We start from the raw sequence: 21,932 nt of genomic DNA on the forward strand, positions 1-21,932 counted from the left end.
AAGGAAGACGGGGGCCTGTGCATCACGGAAGCGCACGGCGGGACAGGACGCCCCCCGACGTGAGGGGCGATCTCCGAGGAGGTGATCACCTCCATTGAGCCACCTAAGCAGCCGAACACACGTACGGGATGCCTGCCGGAGAGCCGACAGGAACGGCCCGGCACAGGCCGCCCGAGGACGAGCGGCAAGCCGCCCGTCGCCGTCAGCAGCACCTGCCGTTCTGGCGCGGACCCAAAGGCGGCCCCGCTTCGATCCAGCGAGAAGAGGCCTTTGCTATGACCTGACGCTCATCGCCTGCCTCTGGCAGAGGTGTTGAGGTGCCACTACCGTCTCCGCTTTCGCTTGGGGACGCTTTTCGTGCCGCGCGGTGGCCGCTTGGCGTCCGGGTGGACAGCGCGCTGGAAATCCTCTGCGGGGCGCAAGGACTGCATGCCGGCGCATGGTGCGGCAGCGAGACGCCCATTGTCGCTGACGATGAGTGGTCGGATGCGCATCGGGTTCTTGCCGGTTGCGAAGGCGTCGATGACGTCCGCAAGAGCGGCCGTGCCAACGTCGAGGCGGAACCGCTCGACAACGGCTCTGACACGTTCCACGGCGATGCCTGTGTGCCCTGCGATGTCTTCGATGGCGACCGTGGCTGCTCGGCGCCGGGCTCGAACAAGGACATGAGACTGAACCTGGCGCGTTCCAGCGGCCGGGCGTCCGCCCGGTCCCTGTCCGTAGCAGCCATAGCAATCTGCGCGGCGCCGCCCACGGCATTGAGGCGGTCGTTCAGGCCGGCGTGTTGCCGGTGGTGGCATGCGTCGAGGACGGCCAGGGCGTCGGTCGCGTCGAAGCCGAGCTGGGTGTTGAGCGCCGCGCGGACGCCGGGATTGCCATCCAGGAGCGCCGGATTGGTTTTCTCGACCATCTCCGCGTAGGAGGTTGCGCATCCACAGCTCAGCGCCCCGAATGAGCAAGGACACAAGCGCAAGCTTGTCGGCCGGGTCAACGGCGGCGAGGGACCGCAGCCGTGCGAGACGAAGGATGTTGCCGGGGGTCGTCCTTCGCCTCCGAAACGAAGTGGCTCATCTGCTGAAACTCGGCTGCGGGGGTATCGGCCGCCGCTGTCTCATCCCGGGCGGCGAGAGCAACCAACGCCAGCGCGACCGCGCCCGTCAGCTGCGCGCGGTCGGGGAGGATATGTCGGTCCCACCTGACCCCGGACGCAACGGGAGCCCGCGAGGCTCACAAATGCGCACAGGCACGATGAGGTCCCAGGGCAGCAGACCTGGTGACGTGGCCGGCGACAAGGCGTACTCCTCTCGCGCCAACCGCGCCCACCTGCCGAGACGGAAGATCAAGGCTGTGGTCCCAGACAAGGCGGATCAGGCGGCCAACCAGACGAAGAAGGGCGAGGGGCGGGCATCCGGTTTCGCACGACGCCGAGTTGTACAAGAAGCGCAACGCCGGGGAGCGGTGCATCAACAAGACCAAGGACTGGAGGCGGCCGGCCATGCGTTTCGACATAGGCCCGACAGCTACATGGCGGAGCTTGAGCTGCGCGGCGCATTCATCTGATTGCGCAGCCTCCACCGACGAACGAGATATCTCATGACCGGCGGTAGCCAATATGGCAACCACCTCCCGTTGCTGCCCCCGTGTCGCTGGCGTCGCCCCACTCAGCGAAGACCGCGCTTCTCGCGTTCGGCTTCGATCAGCTCCTCCATGAGTTCCTCCGGGTCCACCGTGTACTCGGTGTCATCGAGGGCGTCGTAGTCCTGAGTGCTCAGCGGCAGGCCGAGCACGGCGAGTTCGGCGGCAAGTTGTGTGAATGCGATTCGCTCGTCAGGCTCGTCCTGGTAGCTTGCCTGCGCGGCGGCGGCCCCCTCGGTCAGGGTGAGGCCGACCAGGCCCCAGAAGGTGCACTCGGTGTCCAGCTCTATGAGGTGCCAGGCACGGTCCCCGGGTTCGTCGGGGTGCAGCCAGTAGCCGATCCACCCCTTTCCGCCCTTCGCCACGAGCTTGACGTACTTGGCCATCTCCGCGATCCCGGCGTCGACGGCCTGCGACTCCGGGTCCGCGAGTTCCTTCTCGCTCCGATAGCTGGTGTCCAGGAGCGGGTGAACCTCTCCCGCCTCGAAGAAGTCCAGGTCGAGAAGGTGGGCGAAGTCGCTGCGGCCTTCCCACTGCGCCACCAGCAGCACGCGCAGATCGTCGGGTACTGGACGGCCGTCCAGCCGCTCGCGGGAGAACTCGGCCAGCCGTTCCTCGTACATACGCCCTCTCCAGAGGTCGAAGCAAGATCCTCGCGCCAACTTAACAGCGGAGTCTGACAGGAGGTTGAGCATGCGGGCGGCGGGTGTCCGTTGGACCAGGTGGGCTCAGTGCGTGGGAAGCACTTCCAGGGCGGCGGATGCTTTCATGAACGCCTGGGTGGCCATCTCGTCGACGGGGAGGTCCCGGTAGCCGGGGTAGTTGACCTCGACGCAGTAGGGGCCGCGGAAGCCGCGTTCGTGCAGGCCCAGCAGCAGGTCCCTGACGTCCAGTTCGCCGTCGCCCGGCAACAGGCGGCCGCGTCGTGCCTCGGCCAGGAAGTCGTCATGCACGAGGCGGCCGTCGTTGAGTTGGACGGCGGTGATGCGGTCCGAGGGTAGGCCGGTGAGGTCGGCGAGGGTCGAGCGGCTGTTGTAGAAGTGCCAGACGTCGATCATCAGTCCGGCATTGGGGGCACCCGATGCCTCCAGCACCGCGCGCGCGGTGGCCACGTCCTTCAGACCGGACCAGGGGAAAGCCTCGACCGCGACGTGCAGACCGCGTTCGGCGACGGCATCACAGATCGCACGAAGCCGGGCGCCCGCGGCGGTGACGTCGAGTTCGTCGCCGGTGAACTCGCCCGCTGTGACGTGATGGGGGCGGAAGGCGTGCCCGAGAGCGTCGACGGTGGCGAGGTCACCTTCTTCGGGGTCCGCCGTGGCCCAGCCGCCGAGGAACTCGATTTCGCGCAGGGCAAGTCCGTGTGTGCCGAGCAGCGTGCGTACGGACTCGTCGCTCGCGCCGGCTGCTCGCATCCGCTGGTAGTCGTCGATGTGCAGGCCGATGCCTGTGAAGCCGGCCGCGGCCGCCGCGCGGCAACGCTCGGCGAACGGCACGCGGGCCGGCTGCGCGAATCCGGCGCCGGAGAGGGTCACGAAGCTCGCGGTGAGTTCGGGGAGTGCGGGAGTCATGGCAGCGTCGGGGTGGCGTGGGAGTGGAAGCTGTCGGGCACATCGAGGCCCCAAGCGGTGGAGCGGCCTTGGCCCTCGGTGGTCCAGGTGACCGGTTCCCAGTCGGGAGCGAAGATGTGGAAGCCGCCGGCGAACACCTCGATGCGGTTGCCGCCTGGTTCCAGGACGTAGAGGAAGAAGCCCTGGGTGCGCGAGTGTTTGGCCGGGCCGAACTCGATCCGGGTGCCCAGCTCGCAGAAGATGTCGGCGGCGCGGAGCACGTCCTCGCGGTTCTCGACGGCGTACGCGAGGTGGTGCAGCCGCCCGGTGGCCCCGGGAACCGGCTCGCGGGTGATGGCGAGGTCGTGGGCCTTGTTCATCAGGCTGAGCCAGGCGCCCGCCTCGGGCCGGCCGGGTGGGATCAGGTGTTCGCGAAGCTTGAAGCCCAGCGTCTCGCACATGAACTCACGCGTGGCGGGCACGTCCTGCGCCAGGACGTTGATGTGGTCGATCCGCGCAGCGCCGACACCGGCGGAGACGGAGGACTGGGGCTGATTGGGCAGGTACGACGCCTTGCCCTCAGGAGCGCGGTACTTCTCGGTCTCGTAGTAGAGCTCCATGCGCTGGCCACTCGGGGCGATGAAGGAGTACGCCTTGCCGTGCCCGAAGTCCCCGTCGGTCCATCCCCCCTCGATGCCGCGTTCCTCCAGGGCCGCGACCCGGCGTGTCAGGGCCTGCGGGCTCACCGTGCGCCAGGCGACATGACCGAGTCCGGCGCGGTCGGCCGCGGTCAGTTTCAGGGTCGTCAGGTCGTGGTCGCCCCATGCGCGCAGATAGGCGCTGCCGCCGGACTCATGCACCAAGTGCAGGCCGTAGACCTCGGTGAAGAAGGCCAGGCTCTGGTCGTACACGGGGGTCAGCAGCTCGGCGTGGCCGAGGTGGGCGAGCTCGTAGAGCGGCTCGGTCGTTGTCACTGCTTCTCGCCTTCTTTCGCCTTCTTCTCCGCCTTCTTTTCCAGCTCCGCGATGTCGGCGAGGACCTGGGGGCCGCGATTGATCGCGGAGTATCCGGTGAACAGGAACGCCAGGTCGATGACGGCGCGCAGTTCGTCCCAGCCGGCACCGGCTCGTAGTGCGGCGAGGCCGTGCAGCTTGGCGGCGTCGCTGAGTTTGGCGTGCAGGATGCCGAAGAGCACGAGCTGGACGGTCTTCTGGTCCAGCGCCTCCGGATACATGACCATATTGCGCAGGCGCTCCTGCGCGAGCAGGAGTTCCGGATCGGTCTGCTCCGACGCCTCGAACCGGGCGGCCACCCGTGGGGGGACGAAGCCCAGCATCCGCTCGTAGGTCGCGCGGTAGTCCTCGGGGCTCTCCGGTCGGTCAGTCATGGGATGCCTCCTGTTCGGCCTTGGTCACGTCCCCCACCGCCCAGTGCTCCGGAGGGATTTCGCGTACGAGGACACGGATGGCCGTGTCGGGGGCGTCCAGGGAATCCCGTACGGCGGCGTGCACCCGGTGGATGAGGTCGCGGATCTTCTCCGGGGGGCGTCCGGCGACAACGCTGATCTCGACGAGTGGCATCTTCAGGCTCCTGTCATGCGCAGCGTGCCGAGGTGGGTGAACTCGGCGCTGATCTCCCGTCCTGGCTCGACGAAGACTGCGTCGGTGAGGCCACCGGTGAGCACGATCCAGCCGGGCTCGATGGCGATGCCGCGCGCCCCGAGGGAGTTCGCCGCCAGCGCGAGCGCCTCGGCGGGGTGGCCCTGTACGGCGGCGCCGGTCGCGGAGTGGGTGATCTCGCCGTCGATGCCGAGCAGGCATGCCTCCAGCGCGAGGTCGAGTCCCTGTGCCGGGAGGCCGTTGCCGCCGACGACGAAGCGGGAGGAGGAGGCGTTGTCGGCGACCACGTCGGGGAGGGTGAACGCGAAGTCGGTGTAGCGGCTGTCGATGATCTCGAAGCCGGGGTGCACACTGCTGACGGCGGCAAGCGCGGTCGCGGCGGTCACGCCGGGACCGGCCAGCCGCTCGCCCATGACGAAGACGATCTCCGGCTCGGCGCGCGGGTGGATGAGCTCACCGACGGGCACCGGTGTGCCTTCCGGAAGCACCATCGCATCGGTGAGCCATGCGGTGAGCGGGGAGTCGATGCCCATCCGCTGCTGCTTGGCGCGGGAGGTGAGACCGAGTTTGACGCCGACGAGCTGCTCGCCGGAATCGAGCTTGCGCCGCAGCAGCGCGTCCTGCACCTGGTAAGCGGTGGGCAGGTCGAGGCCGGGCCATGCGTCGGTGATGCGGCCACCGTCCCGGCGGTCCGCCTCCCGGCTCAGCAGCTCGGTCACCGCGCGGTCGATCGTCCAGTCGGTCAGACCGGTCATTGGGGCACACCTTCCAGGGGCGTGGCAGGGACCGTGGCGCGCGACGACAGGCCGATCGCCACATCGATGATCATGTCTTCCTGGCCGCCGACGTATCCGGCTTCGCCGACCGCCCGCAGGATGGCGTGCGCCGGTACGCCGTAACGCTCGGCGGCGCTCTGCGCGTGCAGCAGGAATGAAGAGTAGACGCCGTACCGCCCCTGCTCGATGGCCGGACGGTCCGCGACGGGCAGCCGTGGCACCAGCGGGGTGAGGACCTCGTGCGCGGCGCGCAGTACGCCGTCCACGTCCAGGCCCGTGGGGATCGCCAGCCGGTCGAAGACGGTGGCCAGCAGCTCCGTCGGTGCGTTGCCCGCCCCGGCGCCGAGCGCGCACAGGCTGCCGTCGATCTGGCGGGCTCCGGCCTGGTAGGCGGCGATCGAGTTGGCGATGCCGAGCGAGAGGTTCTGGTGGCCGTGGAAGCCGACCTCCGCGTCCGCGCCGAGCTCGGCGACCAGCGCCGAGACGCGGTCGGTCACGTCGGTGGGCAGCAGCCATCCCGCGGAGTCGACCACGTACACGCACTGGCAACCGGCGTCGGCCATGATCCTGGCCTGCCCGGCCAGCGCCTCGGGCCCGATCCGGTGCGAGAGCATCAGGAAACCAACGGTCTCCAGGTCCAGTTGGCGAGCGGCCTGGAAGTGCTGCACGGAGACGTCGGCCTCAGTGGCGTGGGTCGCCACCCGTACGATCCCGGCCCCCGCGTCCCGGGCACGGTGCAGGTCCACGACCGTGCCCAGGCCGGGCAGCAGCAGGACAGCGATGCGCGCGTCACGGGCCTCGTCCACCGCCGCCTCGACCAGCTCGATCTCATCGGTGTGTGAGAAGCCGTAGTTGAAGGACGACCCGGCGAGGCCGTCGCCATGGGTGACCTCGATGACCCGCACTCCAGCGTCGTCGAGGGCACGGGTCACGGCCCGCACTTGTTCGACCGTGAACTGGTGGGCCACCGCGTGGCTCCCGTCGCGCAGGGTGGTGTCGGTGATGCGTACCGCCGGTGTGGTCGTGCTCATGGCGTCATGACTCCCTGTCGCAGCGTGATCAGCTCGCCGACGCGGACGGCGGCGGCGGTCATGATGTCGAGGTTGCCTGCCCACGGCGGCAGGTAGTCGCCGTTGCCGCGCACCTCCAGGAAGACCGCCACCCTGGCCCGTCCCTGCCAGCCGGGGCGCGGGTCGTCGTACTGCGGCTCGGCGCGCAGCGTGTAACCGGGGACGTAGACCTGCACTTCAGCGACCGTTTGGTGGATGGATGCGGTGATCGCGTCACGGTCGGCGTCCGCCGGGATGGCGCAATAGACCGTGTCGCGCATGATCATCGGAGGGTCGACCGGGTTCAGGATGATGACCGCCTTGCCTCGCTCGGCGCCGCCCACGGCCTCGATCGCGTGTGCGGTGGTCTCGGTGAACTCGTCGATGTTGGCGCGGGTGCCGGGCCCGGCGGACCGGGACGCGATCGAGGCGACGATCTCGGCGTACGCGACGGGTACGACCCGGGACACGGCCGCGACGACCGGGATGGTGGCCTGCCCACCGCAGGTGATCATGTTGACGTTCGGGGCGGCCGCATGCTCGGTCAGGTTCACCACGGGGCAGACGAAGGGTCCGGTCGCGGCGGGGGTCAGATCGATGGCCGTGATCCCGGCCTCCGCATAGCGGGGGGCGTTCGCCAGATGCGCCCTGGCGGAGGTGGCCTCGAACACCAGGTCAGGCAGGTGCGGCTGGGCCAGGAGCCAGTCCACGCCTCCGGCGCTCGCTTCCAGCCCCGCGCGGGCCGCCCGGGCCAGGCCGTCCGAATCGGGGTCAACCCCGACCATGTACGTGACGTCGATGTGGTCGTTGCGCAGCAGCTTGACCATCAGGTCTGTGCCGATGTTGCCCGGTCCGACAATGGCCGCGGTGGCGGTCGTTCGGGGGGTCATGCGTCCTCCTGTTCGTGGGCCTGGTCGCGGACGAACCGGGCGGTGACGCTGCCCAGACCGCCGAAGGTCGCGGTGACGCAGTCACCGGCGGCGACGGGCACCGCGGCGCAGACGGAGCCGGGCAGCACGACATGGCCGGCCGCCAGGGTGACGCCGAGCCGGCCCACGGTGTTCGCCAGCCACACCAGGGCGTTGAGGGGCGAACCGAGGACGGCGCCTCCCGCGCCGGTTCCGACCACCATGCCGCGCCGGCTCAGCACACAGCCGGCCAGCCGCAGATCGACCGCGCCGACCGGGACTGGGCGGCTGCCGAGCACCACGCCGCCCGATGACGCGTTGTCCGCCACCGTGTCGACCAGGCCGATCTTCCAGTCCCGGATGCGGGAGTCGATGATCTCGATGGCGGGCAGGACGTAGTCGACCGCCGAGAGTGCCTGCGCGGCGTTCACCCCCGGTCCGCTCAACGGCCGCTTCAGTACGAAAGCGATCTCCGGCTCGACCTTGGGACTGATGAACGCGTCGAGCGGGATCGGCAGCCCCTCCAGGTGGAACATGCCGCCCATCAGATGCCCGTAGTCGGGTTGGTCGACCCCGAGCTGGCGCTGCATGGCCGCCGAGGTGAGCCCCACCTTGTGTCCCTGGACGGGCTGTCCCTCCTCGGTCCAGGCGCGGACCTGCGCCAGCTGGATCGCGTAGGCGTCGTCGACCGTCAGCCCGGGGTGGGACCGGCTGAGCGGGGGGATGGGCTCGCGGCTGCGCCGGGCCGCCTGCAGTTCCTCGGCGACCACGCCATGCGTGGCTCTGTCCATCCGCGTCTCCTCGGTCGGGCTGTGACGGTCTCCCCGAAGCATGTTCGGCGGCTGCTGGAACGACAAGCGGCGTGATCCGCTGAACGGATCATGATCACGAACAACCCATGCGAGATTGTGTCCCGCTCAGCGGATCACCTTGCTTGCTCGCTCCGCACCGCGGGAGGACAGTCGGTCTCCGCAAACGCGTGACACACCACAGGCCGAACGCAATGGAGGGAACGGCATGAGCGGACCAGCCGCGCCCGGACGGGCCATGCGCCGTGTCCGCTCAGCGTTCGTCCGGAACGGGGCTCGGGCCGCGCAGTTCGCGGCTGATGGCGAGCGCGGCCGTACGTACCGCGGGGCCCACCCGTCGCAGATTGAGGCGGCCGCTCCAGCCCGAGATGGACACCGCCGCGACAGCTCGGCCGCCCGCCCCCAGGATCGCACTCGCCACACACCCCACGCCGGGGCCGGACTCCTCGCTCTCATACGCGAGTCCCGCGCCGCGGATACGTTCCAGTTCGCGCCTCAGCAGCTGCGGCGCCGTGATCGTCCGGGGGCCGATGGCGGCCAGTCCACGCACGCAGACGGCGTCGACCGCCTCCGCCGGGCTGAACGCGAGAAGGGCCTTGCCCACCGCGGCGGAGTGGGCCGGCAGCCTGCCCCCCACCTGGGATCCCATCTTGGGGGCGCCCTTGCTGCGCAAGATCTCGACGTACACGACCTCGGTGCCGTCCAGGACGGCGAGATGGACCGTCTGTCGGGTCGCCTCGCGCAGATCGGCCATGTACGGCAGGGCTATCGCCCTCAGATTCCGGTGCCGGGAGGCCAGCTCGCCGTACTCGAACAACCGCGTGCCCATGTGCAGCATCGCGCCGTCGCGCTCCAGGAATCCGTACGCGACGAGGTCCCGTACGAGGCGGGAGGTCGTGGACTTGGGCAGGCGGGACCGGCGGGCGATGTCCGACACCCCCAACTCGGCGTGGAGCGCGTCGAAGGCCCCGAGCACGGCGGCGACGCGTGCCACACCGGAATCAGGAACGTTCCGTTCAGCGGGACACATCCGCGAATCATGACGGGAGCACCAGACGGCATGCAAGCGTGCGCGTACGGCCTCATCGGCGCCGGCATAGGAACATCACTGTCACCGGCCCTCCACATGGAGGAAGGCAGGCACCATGGCCTGGACCTGTCCTACATGCTGATCGACACCGCCCGACCCGGCACTCCGGACGAGTTGGGAGGGCTGCTGCGGGACGCCGAGGCCCAGGGCCTCGCCGGGCTCAACATCACGCACCCGTATAAGCAGCGGGTGATCCCCGAGCTGGACGAGCTCTCCCCCCTCGCCCGGGTGATCGGCGCCGTCAACACCGTGGTCTTCCGCGACGGGCGCCGGATCGGCCACAACACGGACGCGTCCGGATTCGCCCGGTCGTTCCGGCGCGGACTGCCCGGCGCTGCGACCCGCCGCGTCGTCCAGTTCGGCGCGGGCGGCGCCGGAGCCGCCGTCGCGCACGCCCAGCTCGAGGCGGGAACCGGGCATGTGGCGATCGTGGACCCCGACCCGTCCAGAAGTGCGGCGCTGGTCCGCGCCCTGCGGAAGGCGTTCGGCGACGAGCGCGCCGACGCGGTCGACCCGGACGGGCTGCCCGCCTCTCTGACGGCCGCCGACGGGGTGGTCAACGCCAGCCCGGTCGGCATGCTCAGCCACCCCGGCACCCCGGTCGCCGTGGAACTGCTACGGGACGACCAGTGGGTCGCCGACGTGGTCTACATGCCCGCCGAGACCCGGCTGCTGTCCGAGGCGGCGGCCCGCGGCCTGCGCACCCTTGGCGGCACCGGCATGTGCGTGTTCCAGGCAGCGGGGGCATTCGAGCTCATCACCGGCCGCACACCCGACACCGAGCGGATGCTCCGCCATCTTTCCCGGCTCCTCGCCCAGCGGGAGGCGGCCACGCCCGCCTGACCGGCGCTCCGTACACCCCCTTGCCCACATCCCCTTGAAGGAGCCGCACATGGGCGATTGCCTCACCGGCGGCGACGCCGGACGGACCGTCTTGTTCCTCAACGGCCCCAACCTCAACCTGCTCGGCACGCGCGAGCCCGGCACGTACGGGTCCACCACGCTGAGCCAGGTCCAGGAGACCGTCGCGAAGACCGCCGCCGAACACGACTTGACCGCCCGCTTCGTGCAGAGCAACCACGAGGGCGTGCTGATCGACGCGATTCACGCGGCGCGCACCGAGTGCGGCGCGATCGTCATCAACCCCGCCGGCTTCACGCACACCTCCGTCGCACTGCGGGATGCGCTCGCCGCCGTCGCCCTGCCGACCGTCGAGTTGCACATCACCAACGTGCACCGGCGCGAGGAGTTCCGGCACCACTCCTACATCTCCGCGGTCGCCGACGCCCTGATCGTCGGCGCCGGTACGCACGGCTACGTCCTGGCGACGCTGCACGCCGCCCACCTCCTCTCCCGCTGACCCCGTCCCCGCCCCCCTCCCCAGGGGCACCGCACCGCTTGGAGAACGACATGTCAGAAGAAGTACCGACGACCGTCAGACCCCCCGGTTCCGGCGAACCCGGCGACGCCGAGATCCGGGACCTCCCGGAGCCGATGCCCCTGCGGCGGATGGTCGGCCCCGGTGTCGTGGCCGTCGGGATCGGACTGGCTGCCGGCGAGATCATCCTGTGGCCCTACCTCACCTCGATCGGCGGCCTCGGGCTGCTGTGGCTCGCCCTGACCACCCTGGTCGTCCAGACGGTCATCAACATGGAGATCGAGCGCTACACACTGGCCACCGGTCAGACCGTCGTCGCCGCTTTCTCCCGGTGGTGGAAGGGCTGGGGAATCGCCATCTGCCTGGCCGGCGCGTTCCAGTACGTCTGGCCGGGCTGGGCCACCAGCGGCTCCACGGTGTTCACCTACCTCGTCGGTGGCGGTGATCCGGTCTGGGTGACGGTGATCGCGCTGGGCGTCATCGGCGCCCTGCTCTCGGCGTCAAAGGTCATCTACCGGACAGTGGAGCGGGTCGAGGTCGTCAAGGTCGGGCTCACCCTCTTCTTCCTGGCCATCGTGGTGATATTCGTGATCTCCGCCACCAGTTGGGGCGAGGGAGCCAAGGAGACGGCCACCGGTTTCGGGCAGATCCCGGACGGCGTCACCTTCACCATGCTGCTCAGCGCGATCGGAGCGGCCGGCGCCGGGGGCGTGCACAACCTGGTGCTGAGCAACTGGATACGCGACAAGAGGTACGGGATGGGCGCCCACGTCCCCCGCCTCGTCTCACCGATCACCGGCCAGGAGGAGGCCGCGGGCACCGACCGATACGCCTTCCCGCAGGACGAGACCAACCTCGCCCGCTGGAAGACCTGGTGGAAGCGGGCGAATGCCGAGCACGTCCTGACGTTCTCGGTCGTCTGCGTCGTGACGATCACCATCATGAGCCTGCTGGCGTACGAGACGCTGTTCGGCCGCGACGACCTCGACTCCAGCCCCGAATTCCTCAACATCCAGGGAGACATTCTCAGCGATCAGGTCGGGGAGTGGCTCAAGCTGCTGTTCTTCGCGATCGTCACGGTATCGCTGTGGGCGGCCGCCATGGGACTCCTCGACGTCATCGGCCGGGTGGCCGCCGACTTCCTCCGGCGCAGCTACCTTCCGAACTCCGCCTTCTGGACCGAATCCCGGCTCTACCTCGCCGTGGTGTGGGGCGAGATCATCCTGGGGTCGTTCATCCTGCTGGCCGGGTTCACCCAGCCGATCGCCCTGCTCGTGGTCTCCACCTGCGCCGCGTCCGTGGTGACCCTGCTCTACTCGGTCCTGCTGGTCCGCCTGAACACCAGGGACCTGCCCAGCGCAATCCGCCTGCGCGGCGCCAGGCTCGGCGGAATGGCGGTAGCCATCGGGTTCTACGGCTTCTTCGCCGTCGCGATGGTGGTGACGCAGATACGGGACAACTTCCTGTGAGCCTGTACTGAAACAGCGCCGGAACACCCCATGGCCCACCCCGAGGGCCTGTCAACTCTCTCGGCCTGGTCACCCCTGCGGTGACCAGGCCGAGAGCTGCACCGCGAAGGCCGCCGCCGGCGCGGGCACCGGCTGATACGGGTGGGGTTGCGTAGGAGTCGGCCGGCCAGTCCCCGTCTGTGGGCCTGCACACCGGCGGGTGACACCAGCAACACCGGCACAAGGCAGCGGGGAGCGAGCGGCCGCAGCCGCTCGCTCGGGGCACTGCCAACTGCTGCGAGCCGAGCCGACAGGGTTCGGGCCCGGGGCCTTCACAAGGTGTTCGCGGGCCGGGCAGGAGTGCCGGTTCGTGCTCTGGCCCAACAGCGTGGCCGGGGCGGGCAATGGCCGAGCCCGGCCGAAGGTGACGGCCTGTTCAGCTCGGCTGCCAGCAGTTCTTCCGCTTGACGAGGGAGAGCAGCCCGAGCAGGTGGGCGCGGGCTGCGGTCTGAGGCTCAACTCGCGCGCACCGCAGCTGTGACCAGTCGGGCACCCTCTCGGCCCTGGTGCGCCGGGCCACGACGGCATCGAAAGCGGGCAGCCCGATCTGCCGCAGCGCCTCGATCAGCCGCCACATCGTCTGCCGCCCCACCGAGCCGAGTGCTGCGGCCCGGCCCGGGCGCGGCGCGGCGCGATCGCCGACGGCGTCGGCGGCCTGTTGACCTGCTTCGGACCTCAGCGGTCGGTTCAGTCGCGGTCCGTACCGCTGCGGATTCGTCAGTCGCGGTCCGTACCCCTGCGGATTCGTCAGCCGCGGTCGGTGCCGCTGCGGATTCGGTCGAGGAGCTGCGACTCGATGTGCCGGAGTGTGCTGATCAACGCTTCCGCCTCACCGGCATCGGGGACGGCCTCTTCCAGGAGACGGCTCCAGGCGTCTTGGAGGTACCCCAGGTTTTCGCCCGCCTTCTGCGTCGGGTACAGGCGCACGCGCCGGGCGTCGCCGGGGTCGGCTTCGCGGCGCACCAGGCCCTTATGCTCCAGCTTGCGCAGTGCCCGGCTGAAGTTGCTGGAGATCAATTGGGTTGCCTCGGCCGCTTGGGTCGCGGTGGCGCCCGGCTGATGGTCGATGAAGCGCATGACCGCCGCTTCGAGTGGCGTCCACGGCTCTGCCGCGTCCGCCTTGGCGGCGTGAAGATGCCGACTGATCGCCAGAATCAGGTCGGCGAGCTCGAACAGTCTGGCCTTTTGCTTCTCATCCACGCCCTCAGTGTAATTTACCTATCGCTGGATCACTATCATTTGACAGGCAACCGAGCCGGCACCTAGCTTTGCCCATGTACAGCTGGAATCACTCGATAATCGCCACTTCGTACGTACTTCTCACCAACTCCCCTCCACCAGCGCGCAGGCGCGCGTGCGCCCGCGACGCCAAAGGGACGCTGACCATGACCCTCATCGCCATCGAAGAACACTGGATGCTGCCGGAGCTGACCTCCGCACTCAAAGCCGCCTCACAGCCGGACGAGAGCCTCTTCTTCAACGAGCGGGGTGATGCCGGCGAGCGGCTCGAAGACCTGGGCGCCGGCAGGATCGCCACCATGGACGCCCAGGGCATCGACCTGGCCGTCCTCGCTCTCACCCCTCCGGGAACCCAGGCGCTGCCGCCCGAGGAGGCAGTCGCGCTCAGCCGTCTCGCGAACGACACCGCCACCGAAGCGGTCAGCATTCACCCGACACGGTTCCGGTCCCTGTCGGCGCTGCCGATGTCCTCCCCGCGCCACGTCGCCGCCGAGCTCGAACGCGCCGCAGCCCAGGGCCACGTGGGAACCATGGTCTACGGACGGTCCGGCGACCGGTTCCTCGACGATCCCGCCTACGACGACTTCTTCGCCGCCGCAGCCGACCTGCGCCAGCCGGTCTTCATCCACCCGCAGATCCCCTCCGACGCATTGCGCGATGCCGCCTACCGGGGCTTCGACCCCATGACCGAGCTGGGCCTGGCCACCTTCGGCTGGGGCTGGCACCTGGAAGCGGCAACCGCGGCGCTTCGGCTCATCCTGCGCGGCACGTTCGACCGCCACCCCGACCTGCAGATCGTGCTCGGCCACTGGGGCGAACTGCTGCCCTTCTGGCTCGACCGCACCGACCGCCTCTCCCGCCTCGCGGGCCTCGAGCGCCCCGTCTCCGACTACATCCGCTCCAACGTCTTCCTCACGGCCTCGGGAATGCTCAATCCCGCCCTGCTGCACCACGCGTTGACGGTGACGACCACCGAACGGCTGATCTTCTCGACCGACTACCCCTTCCAACAGCCCACCCGGGCAGAGATCGACACCTTCTTCGGTCACCTTGCCACCGGCGCCGACCGGCACAGGGTCGGCTCGGCCAACGCCGCCACCCTCTTCGGCATCAGCACTGCACCCTGACCGGCATCCCGGTCCCACTGATCTCCGCACCCGGACCTCACAGGTGCCCGCACCCACCACCGACATGCCCGCACCACCGACATGGAGAGGACTCGACATGCCGCACTCCACCGCAGGCGAACACACACCCACCGCTCTGATCATCGGCGCGTCGCGCGGCCTCGGATGCGCCATGACCGCCGAACTCGCCGACCGGGGATGGTCGGTCATCGGCACCGTCCGGGGAACCGCCCGCACCCCGCTGCACGACCTCGCCGACCGCAACCCCGAACGCGTCCGCGTCGAACACCTCGACATCACCGAGCCCGGACAACTCCCGCCCCTGCGCGAGCGCCTGACCGGACAGCAGCTCGGCATCCTGTTCATCAACGCGGGCACCACCAACAACGAGCAGACCCCCATCGGAGCCGTCCCCACCCAGGACTTCATCGACGTCATGGTGACCAACGCGCTCAGCCCTCTGCGCGTCATCGAGGCACTCGACGACCTGGTGACCCCCAGCGGCCTGATCGGCGTGATGTCCTCGGGACAGGGCAGCATCGCCAACAACACGAACGGACTGCGCGAGGTCTACCGCGGCAGCAAAGCCGCACTCAACATGTTCATGCGCAGCTACGCCACCCGCCAGACCGACTCCGACCGGGCCCTGCTTCTGATGGCTCCCGGCTGGATCCGCACCGAGCTCGGCGGCGACGACGCGCCGTACACCGTGCAGGAGAGCGTCCCGCTCATCGTGGACGTACTGCTCTCCCACCTCGACAACAAGGGCCTCGCCTACCTGGACCGCTTCGGCGAGCCCGTCCCCTGGTGACCCGGGCCGGGAATCGACCATCGCGGCGGCTCCCACGTACGCGCATCCCTGACACCGCTCCGGCCGCGCCGGTCGCGACGCCGGCCGAGGAGACCGAAGGGGCCGTCAGTCCATGCCCGCGGTCCAGGAGTGCGGGGCCGCCTGCCGCGTTCTCGTCCACGCCTCGGTCGCCGAGCGGTTCGTCGAGCAGCTCGTCGGTGAAGTCCGGTCACTGGCCGTCGGCGGAACCGCGCACCGGCGAGGACGGCGAGGTCGCCCCCATGGTTTCCAAGGCGCACTTCGGCCGCGTCACGGGCTACCTGGAGCGTGCGGAGGTCGACGGCTTCCGCGCCGCGGCGGGAGGCGGAGCCGTCGAAGGCCCCGGCTACTTCGTCCCCAACCGTGCTGGTCGACGTCCCCGAAGGAGCCGAGGCCGCCGGGGAGGAGATCTTCGGCCCCGTGGTCACCGTCGAGACCTTCACCGACGAGGAGGCTACGCCGAGCCAACGACGTCCCACTCGGCCTGTCAGCCTCGGTGTGGACGGAGAACGCCCGCCGCGGCTCTACACCCTGGACGACTACGCACGCACCAAACACGTCATGCACAACCACAGGCGCTGAGTCGCTGGAACTCGTTGCCTTCCAGGGCAGCGAGCACGGCAGGTCACTTCGGCGGGTTGAGCTTGCGGAAGTACGTCCAGCTGGTCTCGTTCGGCTCGCTCCACTTCTCCGGTGCGTGGGCGAACTCCGGGTGGCGGTCGGCGATATAGGCGCGGGTCCGCTCGGAGACCTCGGCGTACGAGCCGAGCTTGCGGCCCCGGCAGTGGAAGGTGAGCCCGCCGGGACGCTGGCCGCAGGCCATCCAGGGGAGCCACGGGGACATCCGCGTCCACGACATGGAGGCCGGGACGCTGGGCGCCGGGCCGGCCAGGTCGGCGCGGTCGGCGAAGAACTGGAAGCACTCCAGGGCCTTGTACGTGTCGCCGGCCGAGTGGACCGGGTACTCGGCCACGGGCAGCGGCGACGGGTAGGAGAGCGGGATCTCCAGGCTGAAGCAGACCTGCCGGCCGAGATCGGTGGTCGGGATCGGGAAGGGGCGCCACTTCTGGTTCGCCGGGTCGTTCCAGATGTGCACCACCGGGAGGTCCTGCCAGGTCTCCAGGATCTCCCGGCTGGTGGGGTCCAGGAAGAAGGCGGCCTCGCGGGTGAGCAGTTGGTATGCGTCCGGGCCTGCTTCGGCGTCCTGGACGAGGCGGGCGACGTTGAGCCCTTCGAAGCCGAAGAGGCGCTGGTAGGGCTCGTCGGGGGCCCAGGAGTACACATCTCCGGACCACCAGTACGTGACCTCCTCCCCGTCGAGCGAGGCACGGGTACGGGCGAAGGAACGGAGCAGCTCTGCGGGCGTAGTCATAGGGACCAGCCTGCCCGACCCAACGGATGAGCGGCGGGCAGGCCCGAAAAGGATCACCTCCAGTCGCAGGAGATCTCGAGCCGCTTCTTGCCAGGAGGCGGAAGCCGCCGAGGGAGCCCGCCGGTTCAGGGCTCCGTTGGCGTTCGGCGCTCGGCGGCCCCGCCCGCCGGGGGTGTGGGCGGGCCGCCGGTTGCGGGCCGCCAGTCGCGGATCGCTGCCGCGAACAGCTCGGGGGCGTCCGACTGCACGAAGTGGCCGGCGCCTTTGGCGATGACCGTGTGGTGGTCGGGGAAGATCTGCTCCCATCGCTGTCGTTCCTTGGCCCGGAAAGCGAAGTCGGCGTCGCCCCACACGATGAGCGTCGGGAGTGACGCGAGGCCGGGCAGCCCGGCCTCGACGCCGGTGAGAAAGGCGCGGCTGGCGGTGATGCGCCGCGGGAGTACGGCCGAGGCGTCGCGCCCACTGGGGCCGGCGAGAGCGTTTCGGTAGTGGGCCATCTCGTCGGCCGTCGGCTTCCGCAGCCGGTGCCCGGCGGGGATCAGCCCGTTGACGAACAGGTTGAACTGCCTGACCAGCAGGCGCCCCAGAGGGCCGCCCAGCAGGTGGGAGACGGCTTTGAAGGCGAGGTCGCCGGTGACCGGCCAGCCCCAGGTGTTGGCCAGCACAAGCCCCTCGAAAGCGGCGGGCCGCTGTTGGACGGTGGCGAGGCCGATGGGGCCGCCCCAGTCCTGTGCCACCAGGGTGGCCCCGTCCAAGGCCAGGGCATCGACGAAGGCGGTGACGACCTTGGTGTGCTCTTCGGGCAGGTACCGGTAGCCCGGGCGGGGAGACGACAGCCCGAAGCCGGGGTAGTCGAGGGCGACGCAGCGGAACTGTTCCCGCAGGGCCAGGATCGCGTCGCGATACACGAAGGACCAGGTCGGGTTGCCGTGCAGCATCAGGAGCGTCGGGCCCGATCCTTCGTCCACGTAGTGGACGGTGTGCCCGTCGATGGTGACGAAGCGGCTCTCGAACGGGAACAACGCGTCATCGACCCATCCGGGCCTTCCCTTGTCAGCCACGACCACCACTCCCTTTCGCCGACTGTGCTAGATTCAGTCAACCGAACTTGAGATTGTCAAGCTCCAGTTGGACGCGATGGCCCAAGGCGGTCAAGGAGGTGCGGATGGGACGAAGCTACGGCCAGTTCTGCGGTCTCGCCCGAGCGCTCGACGTCGTGGGCGACAGATGGAATCTGCTCATCGTCCGCCAGCTCCTCATGGGCCCCGCCCGCTACCGCGAACTGCTCGACGGACTGCCCGGCGTGGCCACCAATCTGCTCGCCGACCGGCTCCGCGACCTGGAGACCGCCGGAGTGGTCGAGCGTCGCCTGGCCGAGGAGGGCAACGCCGTCGTGTACGCCCTCACCCCATGGGGCGCCGAGCTGCGGGAGCCGGTCAACGGGCTCATCCGCTGGTCCACACCGCTCATGACACGCGGGCCCGGAGGCGACCACTTCCGCGCCGACTGGCTCCTCCTCGCCCTCCCGGCCCTGCTCGCCGACAAGGCGGCAGCACATCAGCCGGCGACAGTGGGGATCGCGGTCGACGACGACCGACTGTTCCAGGTGAGGACGACGGACGCGGGCGCCGAAGTCAGCCTGCACGACGGCCGCGAGCTCGACGCCGTCGTGCGCGCCGACGCCTCGATCGTCCTCGGCCTGGCAGCGGGAGTGCTCACGCTCAACGACGCCGCCGGGCTCATCGACATCGACGGCGACGAAGGTGCGGTACGACGCGTATTCACGCCCAGACGCGCCGAGACCGAACCCGAGACCGCAACCAAACCCGAGACCGAGACCGAAGGCTCCGCGTAGCCGCGGCACGGGGTGGCCGGTCAGGCGTCTCCGTTGAGCATGGCGGCCGTCAGGACGTTGCCGGCGACGCCCCAGCCGCCATCGGGGACTTCATCGACCAGGACGACGGTGGTGGGACGGGCCCGCTCACCGTAGATCTCGGCGTACAGATCGGTGGTGCGCTCGACGATCTTCTTCTTGTCCTCGGCGGTGAGGGTGCCGGCAGGGACCCTGAAGTTGGCGAAAGGCATGGTGCTGCTCCTCCATTGACCGGCCTCTCCGGCCTCTTTGATTTCTTCGGCTTCTGCGGTTTCTTCGGCTTCCGCGGGTTCTTCTGTGGGGACGGCCAGGACGCTGGGCCGCGTCGTCACACCATGCCGCCGTTGGCGCGCAGGATCTGGCCGTTCACCCAGTGGCCCTGCGGACTGGTGAGGAAGGCGACCACCTGGGCGATGTCCTCGGGGGTGCCCAGCCTCTCCAGCGGCGGGGCCTTGGCGAGCCGGTCGATCTCGTCCTCCGTCTTTCCTTCCAGGAACAGATCCGTGGCCGTGGGACCAGGAGCGATGGTGTTCACGGTGATGTCCCGTCCGCGCAGCTCGCGGGCGAGGATCAGCGTCATCGCCTCGACGGCGCCCTTGCTCGCCGCGTATGCGCCGTAAGCGGGGAACTGCGTACCGACGACGGAGGTCGAGAATCCGACGAACGAGCCGCCGGTCCGCAGTCGCCGAGCTGCCTGCTGGGCGACGACGAAGGCACCCCGGACGTTCGTACGGTGCACGGCGTCGAACACCGCCAGGTCCAGCTCGGCGATGGGCGACAGCGCGAGCCTGCCGGCGGAGTTGACGACGGCGTCGACGCCACCGAACTCCTCTTCCACCTGGTCGAACAGCGCGGCGACCGCGTCCTCGTCCGCCACGTCGGCCTGGACCGCGATCGCACGCGCGCCCTCGGCGGTGAGCGCTGCCACCGTCTCGTCGGCGGCAGCCGCGTCACGGGCGTAGTTCACCACGACGGCGAAGCCGTCCTGGGCGAGTTCCCGGGAGACCGCCCGGCCGATGCCGCGTGATCCGCCGGTGACGACGGCGACCCGCGGGGCCGACGGCGTTCGCGTGGAAGGAGTTGCGTTCACGTCCATGCCCCCATGGTGAACAGCGCCCACCAGCGGAACCAGGGGATCTCATCCCACGTGTGCGTGCCCCGGCCGAGCGCAGAATGGAGAGCATGGGTTCTGTGAAGTACCGCGAGTTGGGGGCCTTTCTGCGTTCGCGGCGGGCGCGCATCCGCCCGGCCGAGGTGGGGCTCCCCACCGGGCCCCGCCGCCGGGTGCCAGGACTGCGGCGGGACGAGGTCGCCCAGCTCGCCGGGGCATCGGTGGACTATTACAACGAGCTCGAGCGCGGAGCCGGGTCCCAGCCGTCGACCCAGATGATCGCCGCGCTGGCCAGGGCGCTGCGCCTGACCGCCGACGAACGCGACCACCTCTACCATCTGGCCGACCGCCCGGTGCCTGCGCAGGGGGGCGCCGCCTCGCATGTACACCCCGGCATGCTCGATCTGCTCGGACGTCTGACATCGACACCCGCCCAGGTCATCACCGACCTGCACGTCACCCTGGTGCAGAACCCGCTCGCGGTGGCTCTGGTCGGAGACCAGTCCAGCTTCCGGGGCGCCCGGGCGAGCTTCGTCCACCGGTGGTTCACCGAATCCGAAGCCCGGCGGCTCTATCCGGAAGCGGATCACGAAGTCCAGTCCCGCGCTTTCGTCGCCGATCTACGGGCAGCGGCCGCCAGGCGGGACGCGAAGGACTCCGAAGCGCGCTCGTTGATCGGTGCGCTGCTCGACCTCTCCCCCGAATTCGCCGCTCTGTGGGCCGACCATGAGGTGGCGTTCCGGCGGGACGACCGCAAACGCCTCAACCATCCGACGCTCGGTCTGATCGAGCTGAACTGCCTGAGTCTCTTCAGCGAGGACGGCCGACAGCGGCTGCTCTGGTTCACCCCGGCTGTCGGCACGGACAGCGCCGAACTGCTCGACCTGCTCGCCGTTACGGGCACTCAAGAAATCGCCGCCACACCACGAGTTGCCGATTCGACGCGCTGAAGGATGACGGCCGGCTCGCCCGCGGGCACGGAAGGGCGCACCGGGCACCGTCTGAACTGCGTGGTTCCGGCGGTGCACGGTGCGCGTGTGTTCCTGGTGGGCTTCAGCCCTTGCGTATGACCGTGCGCAGGCGGGCGGCGAAGGCGTCGGGGGTCTCGACGAACCCGGTGTGGCCGCCGGGGAACGCCGTCGGCTCGGTGCCCAGCGACCGAGCGAGCGCGCGGGAGGTCCGGTCGCACAGCTGTCCGGCGGAGTCGGCGCCGATGCCCACCACGATGCGGGTGGGCGCGGCGCGCAGGGCTGCCGGGTCGGGCCGCCAGTAGGTGGAGGCGCGCATCTCGTGCGCGAACCAGCGGCGTTCGTCGGCCACTTGCTGCGGATCGCGCTCCCCGCCGAACATCTGCTCAATGAGGGGCTCGGGCATCGTGAGGTTGGCCTGGGCGAAGAACTTCTTCCATGCCCCTGTCACCTCGCCGGCGAGGTAGGTGGCGACGATGTCCTCGGTTCCGGCGCGCAGTTGCTCCCGGTCATCCAGGAGCTCGATCAGTGGTGGCTCGTGGGCGATGATGGTGTGCACCTGGTCGGGGCGGCGCTGGGCGAGGGCCAGTACGCTGACGGCGCCGCCGCTGGAACCCACGGCGACGGCCGGTCCCGCGTCGATGTGGGCGATCAGCCGGGACAGGTCGTCGGCGCGCAGTTGGGGTGTCGAGTCCTGGCCGGGGTCGTCGAGTCTGCTGCGGTTGATGCCGCGTGGGTCGGTGGTGAGCACGGTGTGATCGGTGGCGAGCAGTTCGGCCAGCGGGGCGAAGGCTGCAGCGTCCATCGGGGCACCGGCCAGCACGATGAGAGAGCCCTCGCCGCGCACTTCGTAGTACAGCTGTGCGCCGGGCACCTTGAGAAGGCCGGCAGCAGCGGTGTCGGTCGGGTTCGTAGCCATGCGTTCTCCGGATGAGGCTGTCAGTGGAGCTGTTATGGGTCTGTCGATGAGTAGGACCCGGCAAATGGCACAGACTCATCGCTCACAGATCGGCGGCCGACTGCGAAGTGCCCCCTCGTCCATCGATGCGTCAAGGCCCAAAAGGAAGTTGGGCATGAAAGAGGCAAGCCAT

Annotated in this window: 27 protein-coding genes; 10 read left to right on the top strand and 17 right to left on the bottom strand. The window is 69.5% G+C overall.

Translation table 11 applies throughout. The features are described from left to right. Positions 1-386: 386 nt before the first annotated feature. Both ITI46_RS02190 and ITI46_RS02195 read left to right on the top strand, forming a co-directional pair. Positions 387-920 carry a hypothetical protein gene (locus ITI46_RS02190; RefSeq protein WP_209237593.1) on the top strand — a complete coding sequence of 178 codons (534 nt, stop codon included), beginning with the start codon at positions 387-389 and terminating at the stop codon, positions 918-920. Between the two features lie 358 nt (positions 921-1,278). Then, a complete protein-coding gene (locus ITI46_RS02195; protein ID WP_209237595.1) occupies positions 1,279-1,560 on the top strand; it encodes a hypothetical protein in 282 nt (93 codons plus the stop codon). Between the two features lie 101 nt (positions 1,561-1,661). On the opposite strand, the gene ITI46_RS02200 is transcribed toward ITI46_RS02195, so the two are convergent. The 10 genes from ITI46_RS02200 to ITI46_RS02245 all read right to left on the bottom strand — a co-directional run bounded on the left by ITI46_RS02200 (position 1,662) and on the right by ITI46_RS02245 (position 9,340). After that, positions 1,662-2,258 carry a hypothetical protein gene (locus ITI46_RS02200; RefSeq protein WP_209237597.1) on the bottom strand — a complete coding sequence of 199 codons (597 nt, stop codon included), beginning with the start codon at positions 2,256-2,258 and terminating at the stop codon, positions 1,662-1,664. Positions 2,259-2,363: 105 nt separating this feature from the next. Continuing rightward, the gene (locus tag ITI46_RS02205) at positions 2,364-3,206 is read right to left on the bottom strand and encodes a sugar phosphate isomerase/epimerase family protein (protein WP_209237599.1); all 843 of its coding nucleotides are present in this window, start codon (positions 3,204-3,206) and stop codon (positions 2,364-2,366) included. Continuing rightward, entirely contained in the window at positions 3,203-4,159 is a 957-nt protein-coding gene (locus ITI46_RS35685) for a VOC family protein (RefSeq protein WP_209237601.1), read from the bottom strand. The genes ITI46_RS02205 and ITI46_RS35685 overlap by 4 nt, the downstream gene beginning before the upstream one ends. Next, positions 4,156-4,572: a carboxymuconolactone decarboxylase family protein gene (locus tag ITI46_RS02215; RefSeq protein WP_209237603.1), complete on the bottom strand. Its 417-nt coding sequence runs from the start codon at positions 4,570-4,572 to the stop codon at positions 4,156-4,158. Before ITI46_RS02215 ends, ITI46_RS35685 begins: the two co-directional genes overlap by 4 nt. Further along, on the bottom strand, positions 4,565-4,765 hold the full coding sequence (locus ITI46_RS02220; RefSeq protein ID WP_209237605.1) for a tautomerase family protein: 201 nt from the start codon (positions 4,763-4,765) through the stop codon (positions 4,565-4,567). Before ITI46_RS02220 ends, ITI46_RS02215 begins: the two co-directional genes overlap by 8 nt. A 2-nt stretch (positions 4,766-4,767) precedes the next feature. Then, entirely contained in the window at positions 4,768-5,559 is a 792-nt protein-coding gene (locus ITI46_RS02225) for a 2-keto-4-pentenoate hydratase (RefSeq protein WP_372451829.1), read from the bottom strand. Then, the gene (gene dmpG, locus ITI46_RS02230) at positions 5,556-6,611 is read right to left on the bottom strand and encodes a 4-hydroxy-2-oxovalerate aldolase (RefSeq protein WP_209237607.1); all 1,056 of its coding nucleotides are present in this window, start codon (positions 6,609-6,611) and stop codon (positions 5,556-5,558) included. The genes ITI46_RS02225 and dmpG overlap by 4 nt, the downstream gene beginning before the upstream one ends. Beyond that, positions 6,608-7,519, bottom strand: coding sequence for an acetaldehyde dehydrogenase (acetylating) (locus ITI46_RS02235; RefSeq protein WP_209237609.1), 912 nt, complete (start codon positions 7,517-7,519; stop codon positions 6,608-6,610). Before ITI46_RS02235 ends, dmpG begins: the two co-directional genes overlap by 4 nt. Next, positions 7,516-8,328 carry a 2-keto-4-pentenoate hydratase gene (locus ITI46_RS02240; protein ID WP_209237611.1) on the bottom strand — a complete coding sequence of 271 codons (813 nt, stop codon included), beginning with the start codon at positions 8,326-8,328 and terminating at the stop codon, positions 7,516-7,518. The genes ITI46_RS02235 and ITI46_RS02240 overlap by 4 nt, the downstream gene beginning before the upstream one ends. A 271-nt stretch (positions 8,329-8,599) precedes the next feature. Further along, positions 8,600-9,340 carry an IclR family transcriptional regulator gene (locus ITI46_RS02245; protein WP_307808028.1) on the bottom strand — a complete coding sequence of 247 codons (741 nt, stop codon included), beginning with the start codon at positions 9,338-9,340 and terminating at the stop codon, positions 8,600-8,602. A gap of 45 nt (positions 9,341-9,385) precedes the next feature. Between ITI46_RS02245 and ITI46_RS02250 the strand changes: the two genes are divergently transcribed. The 3 genes from ITI46_RS02250 to ITI46_RS02260 are packed head-to-tail and all read left to right on the top strand — an operon-like array spanning position 9,386 to position 12,283. Continuing rightward, entirely contained in the window at positions 9,386-10,279 is an 894-nt protein-coding gene (locus tag ITI46_RS02250) for a shikimate dehydrogenase (protein ID WP_372451831.1), read from the top strand. Between the two features lie 49 nt (positions 10,280-10,328). After that, a complete protein-coding gene (gene aroQ, locus ITI46_RS02255; protein WP_209237615.1) occupies positions 10,329-10,796 on the top strand; it encodes a type II 3-dehydroquinate dehydratase in 468 nt (155 codons plus the stop codon). A 50-nt stretch (positions 10,797-10,846) separates the two neighbouring features. Next, positions 10,847-12,283, top strand: coding sequence for an Nramp family divalent metal transporter (locus tag ITI46_RS02260; RefSeq protein ID WP_209237617.1), 1,437 nt, complete (start codon positions 10,847-10,849; stop codon positions 12,281-12,283). A gap of 415 nt (positions 12,284-12,698) precedes the next feature. Here the strand turns inward: ITI46_RS02260 and ITI46_RS02265 are convergent, their stop codons facing one another. After that, on the bottom strand, positions 12,699-12,914 hold the full coding sequence (locus ITI46_RS02265) for a hypothetical protein (RefSeq protein WP_209237618.1): 216 nt from the start codon (positions 12,912-12,914) through the stop codon (positions 12,699-12,701). 155 nt (positions 12,915-13,069) lie between these two features. Beyond that, positions 13,070-13,522 carry a MarR family winged helix-turn-helix transcriptional regulator gene (locus tag ITI46_RS02270; RefSeq protein WP_209237620.1) on the bottom strand — a complete coding sequence of 151 codons (453 nt, stop codon included), beginning with the start codon at positions 13,520-13,522 and terminating at the stop codon, positions 13,070-13,072. Positions 13,523-13,707: 185 nt separating this feature from the next. Between ITI46_RS02270 and ITI46_RS02275 the strand changes: the two genes are divergently transcribed. From ITI46_RS02275 to ITI46_RS34530, 3 genes are all read left to right on the top strand, one after another. Then, the gene (locus ITI46_RS02275; protein ID WP_209237622.1) at positions 13,708-14,688 is read left to right on the top strand and encodes an amidohydrolase family protein; all 981 of its coding nucleotides are present in this window, start codon (positions 13,708-13,710) and stop codon (positions 14,686-14,688) included. 97 nt (positions 14,689-14,785) lie between these two features. Continuing rightward, complete coding sequence (locus ITI46_RS02280) at positions 14,786-15,499, top strand: SDR family NAD(P)-dependent oxidoreductase (protein ID WP_209237624.1); 714 nt, start codon at positions 14,786-14,788, stop codon at positions 15,497-15,499. Between the two features lie 381 nt (positions 15,500-15,880). Then, on the top strand, positions 15,881-16,099 hold the full coding sequence (locus tag ITI46_RS34530; protein ID WP_307808030.1) for a hypothetical protein: 219 nt from the start codon (positions 15,881-15,883) through the stop codon (positions 16,097-16,099). A 43-nt stretch (positions 16,100-16,142) separates the two neighbouring features. Here ITI46_RS34530 and ITI46_RS02290 read toward each other — a convergent pair whose 3' ends face one another. Together ITI46_RS02290 and ITI46_RS02295 are read right to left on the bottom strand one after the other, a co-directional pair. Then, entirely contained in the window at positions 16,143-16,889 is a 747-nt protein-coding gene (locus ITI46_RS02290) for a DUF1838 family protein (RefSeq protein ID WP_209237626.1), read from the bottom strand. A 125-nt stretch (positions 16,890-17,014) separates the two neighbouring features. Continuing rightward, positions 17,015-17,950: an alpha/beta fold hydrolase gene (locus tag ITI46_RS02295; protein WP_307808031.1), complete on the bottom strand. Its 936-nt coding sequence runs from the start codon at positions 17,948-17,950 to the stop codon at positions 17,015-17,017. A gap of 104 nt (positions 17,951-18,054) precedes the next feature. Here ITI46_RS02295 and ITI46_RS02300 point away from each other — a divergent pair, with 104 nt between their 5' ends. Continuing rightward, positions 18,055-18,744 (top strand): winged helix-turn-helix transcriptional regulator, encoded by a 690-nt coding sequence (locus ITI46_RS02300; protein ID WP_209237630.1) that lies wholly within the window; start codon positions 18,055-18,057, stop codon positions 18,742-18,744. Between the two features lie 20 nt (positions 18,745-18,764). On the opposite strand, the gene ITI46_RS02305 is transcribed toward ITI46_RS02300, so the two are convergent. Then, positions 18,765-18,974: a 4-oxalocrotonate tautomerase family protein gene (locus ITI46_RS02305; protein WP_209237632.1), complete on the bottom strand. Its 210-nt coding sequence runs from the start codon at positions 18,972-18,974 to the stop codon at positions 18,765-18,767. Positions 18,975-19,090: 116 nt separating this feature from the next. Beyond that, positions 19,091-19,858, bottom strand: coding sequence for an SDR family oxidoreductase (locus ITI46_RS02310; protein ID WP_209237634.1), 768 nt, complete (start codon positions 19,856-19,858; stop codon positions 19,091-19,093). A gap of 77 nt (positions 19,859-19,935) precedes the next feature. Between ITI46_RS02310 and ITI46_RS02315 the strand changes: the two genes are divergently transcribed. After that, positions 19,936-20,823 (top strand): helix-turn-helix transcriptional regulator, encoded by an 888-nt coding sequence (locus ITI46_RS02315; RefSeq protein ID WP_209237666.1) that lies wholly within the window; start codon positions 19,936-19,938, stop codon positions 20,821-20,823. A 103-nt stretch (positions 20,824-20,926) separates the two neighbouring features. Here the strand turns inward: ITI46_RS02315 and ITI46_RS02320 are convergent, their stop codons facing one another. Further along, entirely contained in the window at positions 20,927-21,760 is an 834-nt protein-coding gene (locus tag ITI46_RS02320; RefSeq protein WP_209237635.1) for an alpha/beta fold hydrolase, read from the bottom strand. Between the last annotated feature and the right edge of the window lie 172 nt (positions 21,761-21,932).

The sequence above is a fragment of the Streptomyces oryzae genome, from assembly GCF_017676365.1.
GTDB classification, from domain to species: Bacteria; Actinomycetota; Actinomycetes; order Streptomycetales; family Streptomycetaceae; genus Streptomyces; species Streptomyces oryzae.

Excerpts from the sequence above, each read along its gene's own strand:
- ITI46_RS02200 (WP_209237597.1), bottom strand. The coding sequence starts at position 2,258 with ATGTACGAGGAACGGCTGGCCGAGTTCTCCCGCGAGCGGCTGGACGGC.
- ITI46_RS02205 (WP_209237599.1), bottom strand. The coding sequence starts at position 3,206 with ATGACTCCCGCACTCCCCGAACTCACCGCGAGCTTCGTGACCCTCTCC.
- ITI46_RS02215 (WP_209237603.1), bottom strand. The coding sequence starts at position 4,572 with ATGACTGACCGACCGGAGAGCCCCGAGGACTACCGCGCGACCTACGAG.
- ITI46_RS02220 (WP_209237605.1), bottom strand. The coding sequence starts at position 4,765 with ATGCCACTCGTCGAGATCAGCGTTGTCGCCGGACGCCCCCCGGAGAAG.
- ITI46_RS02225 (WP_372451829.1), bottom strand. The coding sequence starts at position 5,559 with ATGACCGGTCTGACCGACTGGACGATCGACCGCGCGGTGACCGAGCTG.
- dmpG (WP_209237607.1), bottom strand. The coding sequence starts at position 6,611 with ATGAGCACGACCACACCGGCGGTACGCATCACCGACACCACCCTGCGC.
- ITI46_RS02235 (WP_209237609.1), bottom strand. The coding sequence starts at position 7,519 with ATGACCCCCCGAACGACCGCCACCGCGGCCATTGTCGGACCGGGCAAC.
- ITI46_RS02240 (WP_209237611.1), bottom strand. The coding sequence starts at position 8,328 with ATGGACAGAGCCACGCATGGCGTGGTCGCCGAGGAACTGCAGGCGGCC.
- ITI46_RS02250 (WP_372451831.1), top strand. The coding sequence starts at position 9,386 with ATGACGGGAGCACCAGACGGCATGCAAGCGTGCGCGTACGGCCTCATC.
- aroQ (WP_209237615.1), top strand. The coding sequence starts at position 10,329 with ATGGGCGATTGCCTCACCGGCGGCGACGCCGGACGGACCGTCTTGTTC.
- ITI46_RS02260 (WP_209237617.1), top strand. The coding sequence starts at position 10,847 with ATGTCAGAAGAAGTACCGACGACCGTCAGACCCCCCGGTTCCGGCGAA.
- ITI46_RS02275 (WP_209237622.1), top strand. The coding sequence starts at position 13,708 with ATGACCCTCATCGCCATCGAAGAACACTGGATGCTGCCGGAGCTGACC.
- ITI46_RS02280 (WP_209237624.1), top strand. The coding sequence starts at position 14,786 with ATGCCGCACTCCACCGCAGGCGAACACACACCCACCGCTCTGATCATC.
- ITI46_RS02290 (WP_209237626.1), bottom strand. The coding sequence starts at position 16,889 with ATGACTACGCCCGCAGAGCTGCTCCGTTCCTTCGCCCGTACCCGTGCC.
- ITI46_RS02300 (WP_209237630.1), top strand. The coding sequence starts at position 18,055 with ATGGGACGAAGCTACGGCCAGTTCTGCGGTCTCGCCCGAGCGCTCGAC.
- ITI46_RS02305 (WP_209237632.1), bottom strand. The coding sequence starts at position 18,974 with ATGCCTTTCGCCAACTTCAGGGTCCCTGCCGGCACCCTCACCGCCGAG.
- ITI46_RS02310 (WP_209237634.1), bottom strand. The coding sequence starts at position 19,858 with ATGGACGTGAACGCAACTCCTTCCACGCGAACGCCGTCGGCCCCGCGG.
- ITI46_RS02315 (WP_209237666.1), top strand. The coding sequence starts at position 19,936 with ATGGAGAGCATGGGTTCTGTGAAGTACCGCGAGTTGGGGGCCTTTCTG.
- ITI46_RS02320 (WP_209237635.1), bottom strand. The coding sequence starts at position 21,760 with ATGGCTACGAACCCGACCGACACCGCTGCTGCCGGCCTTCTCAAGGTG.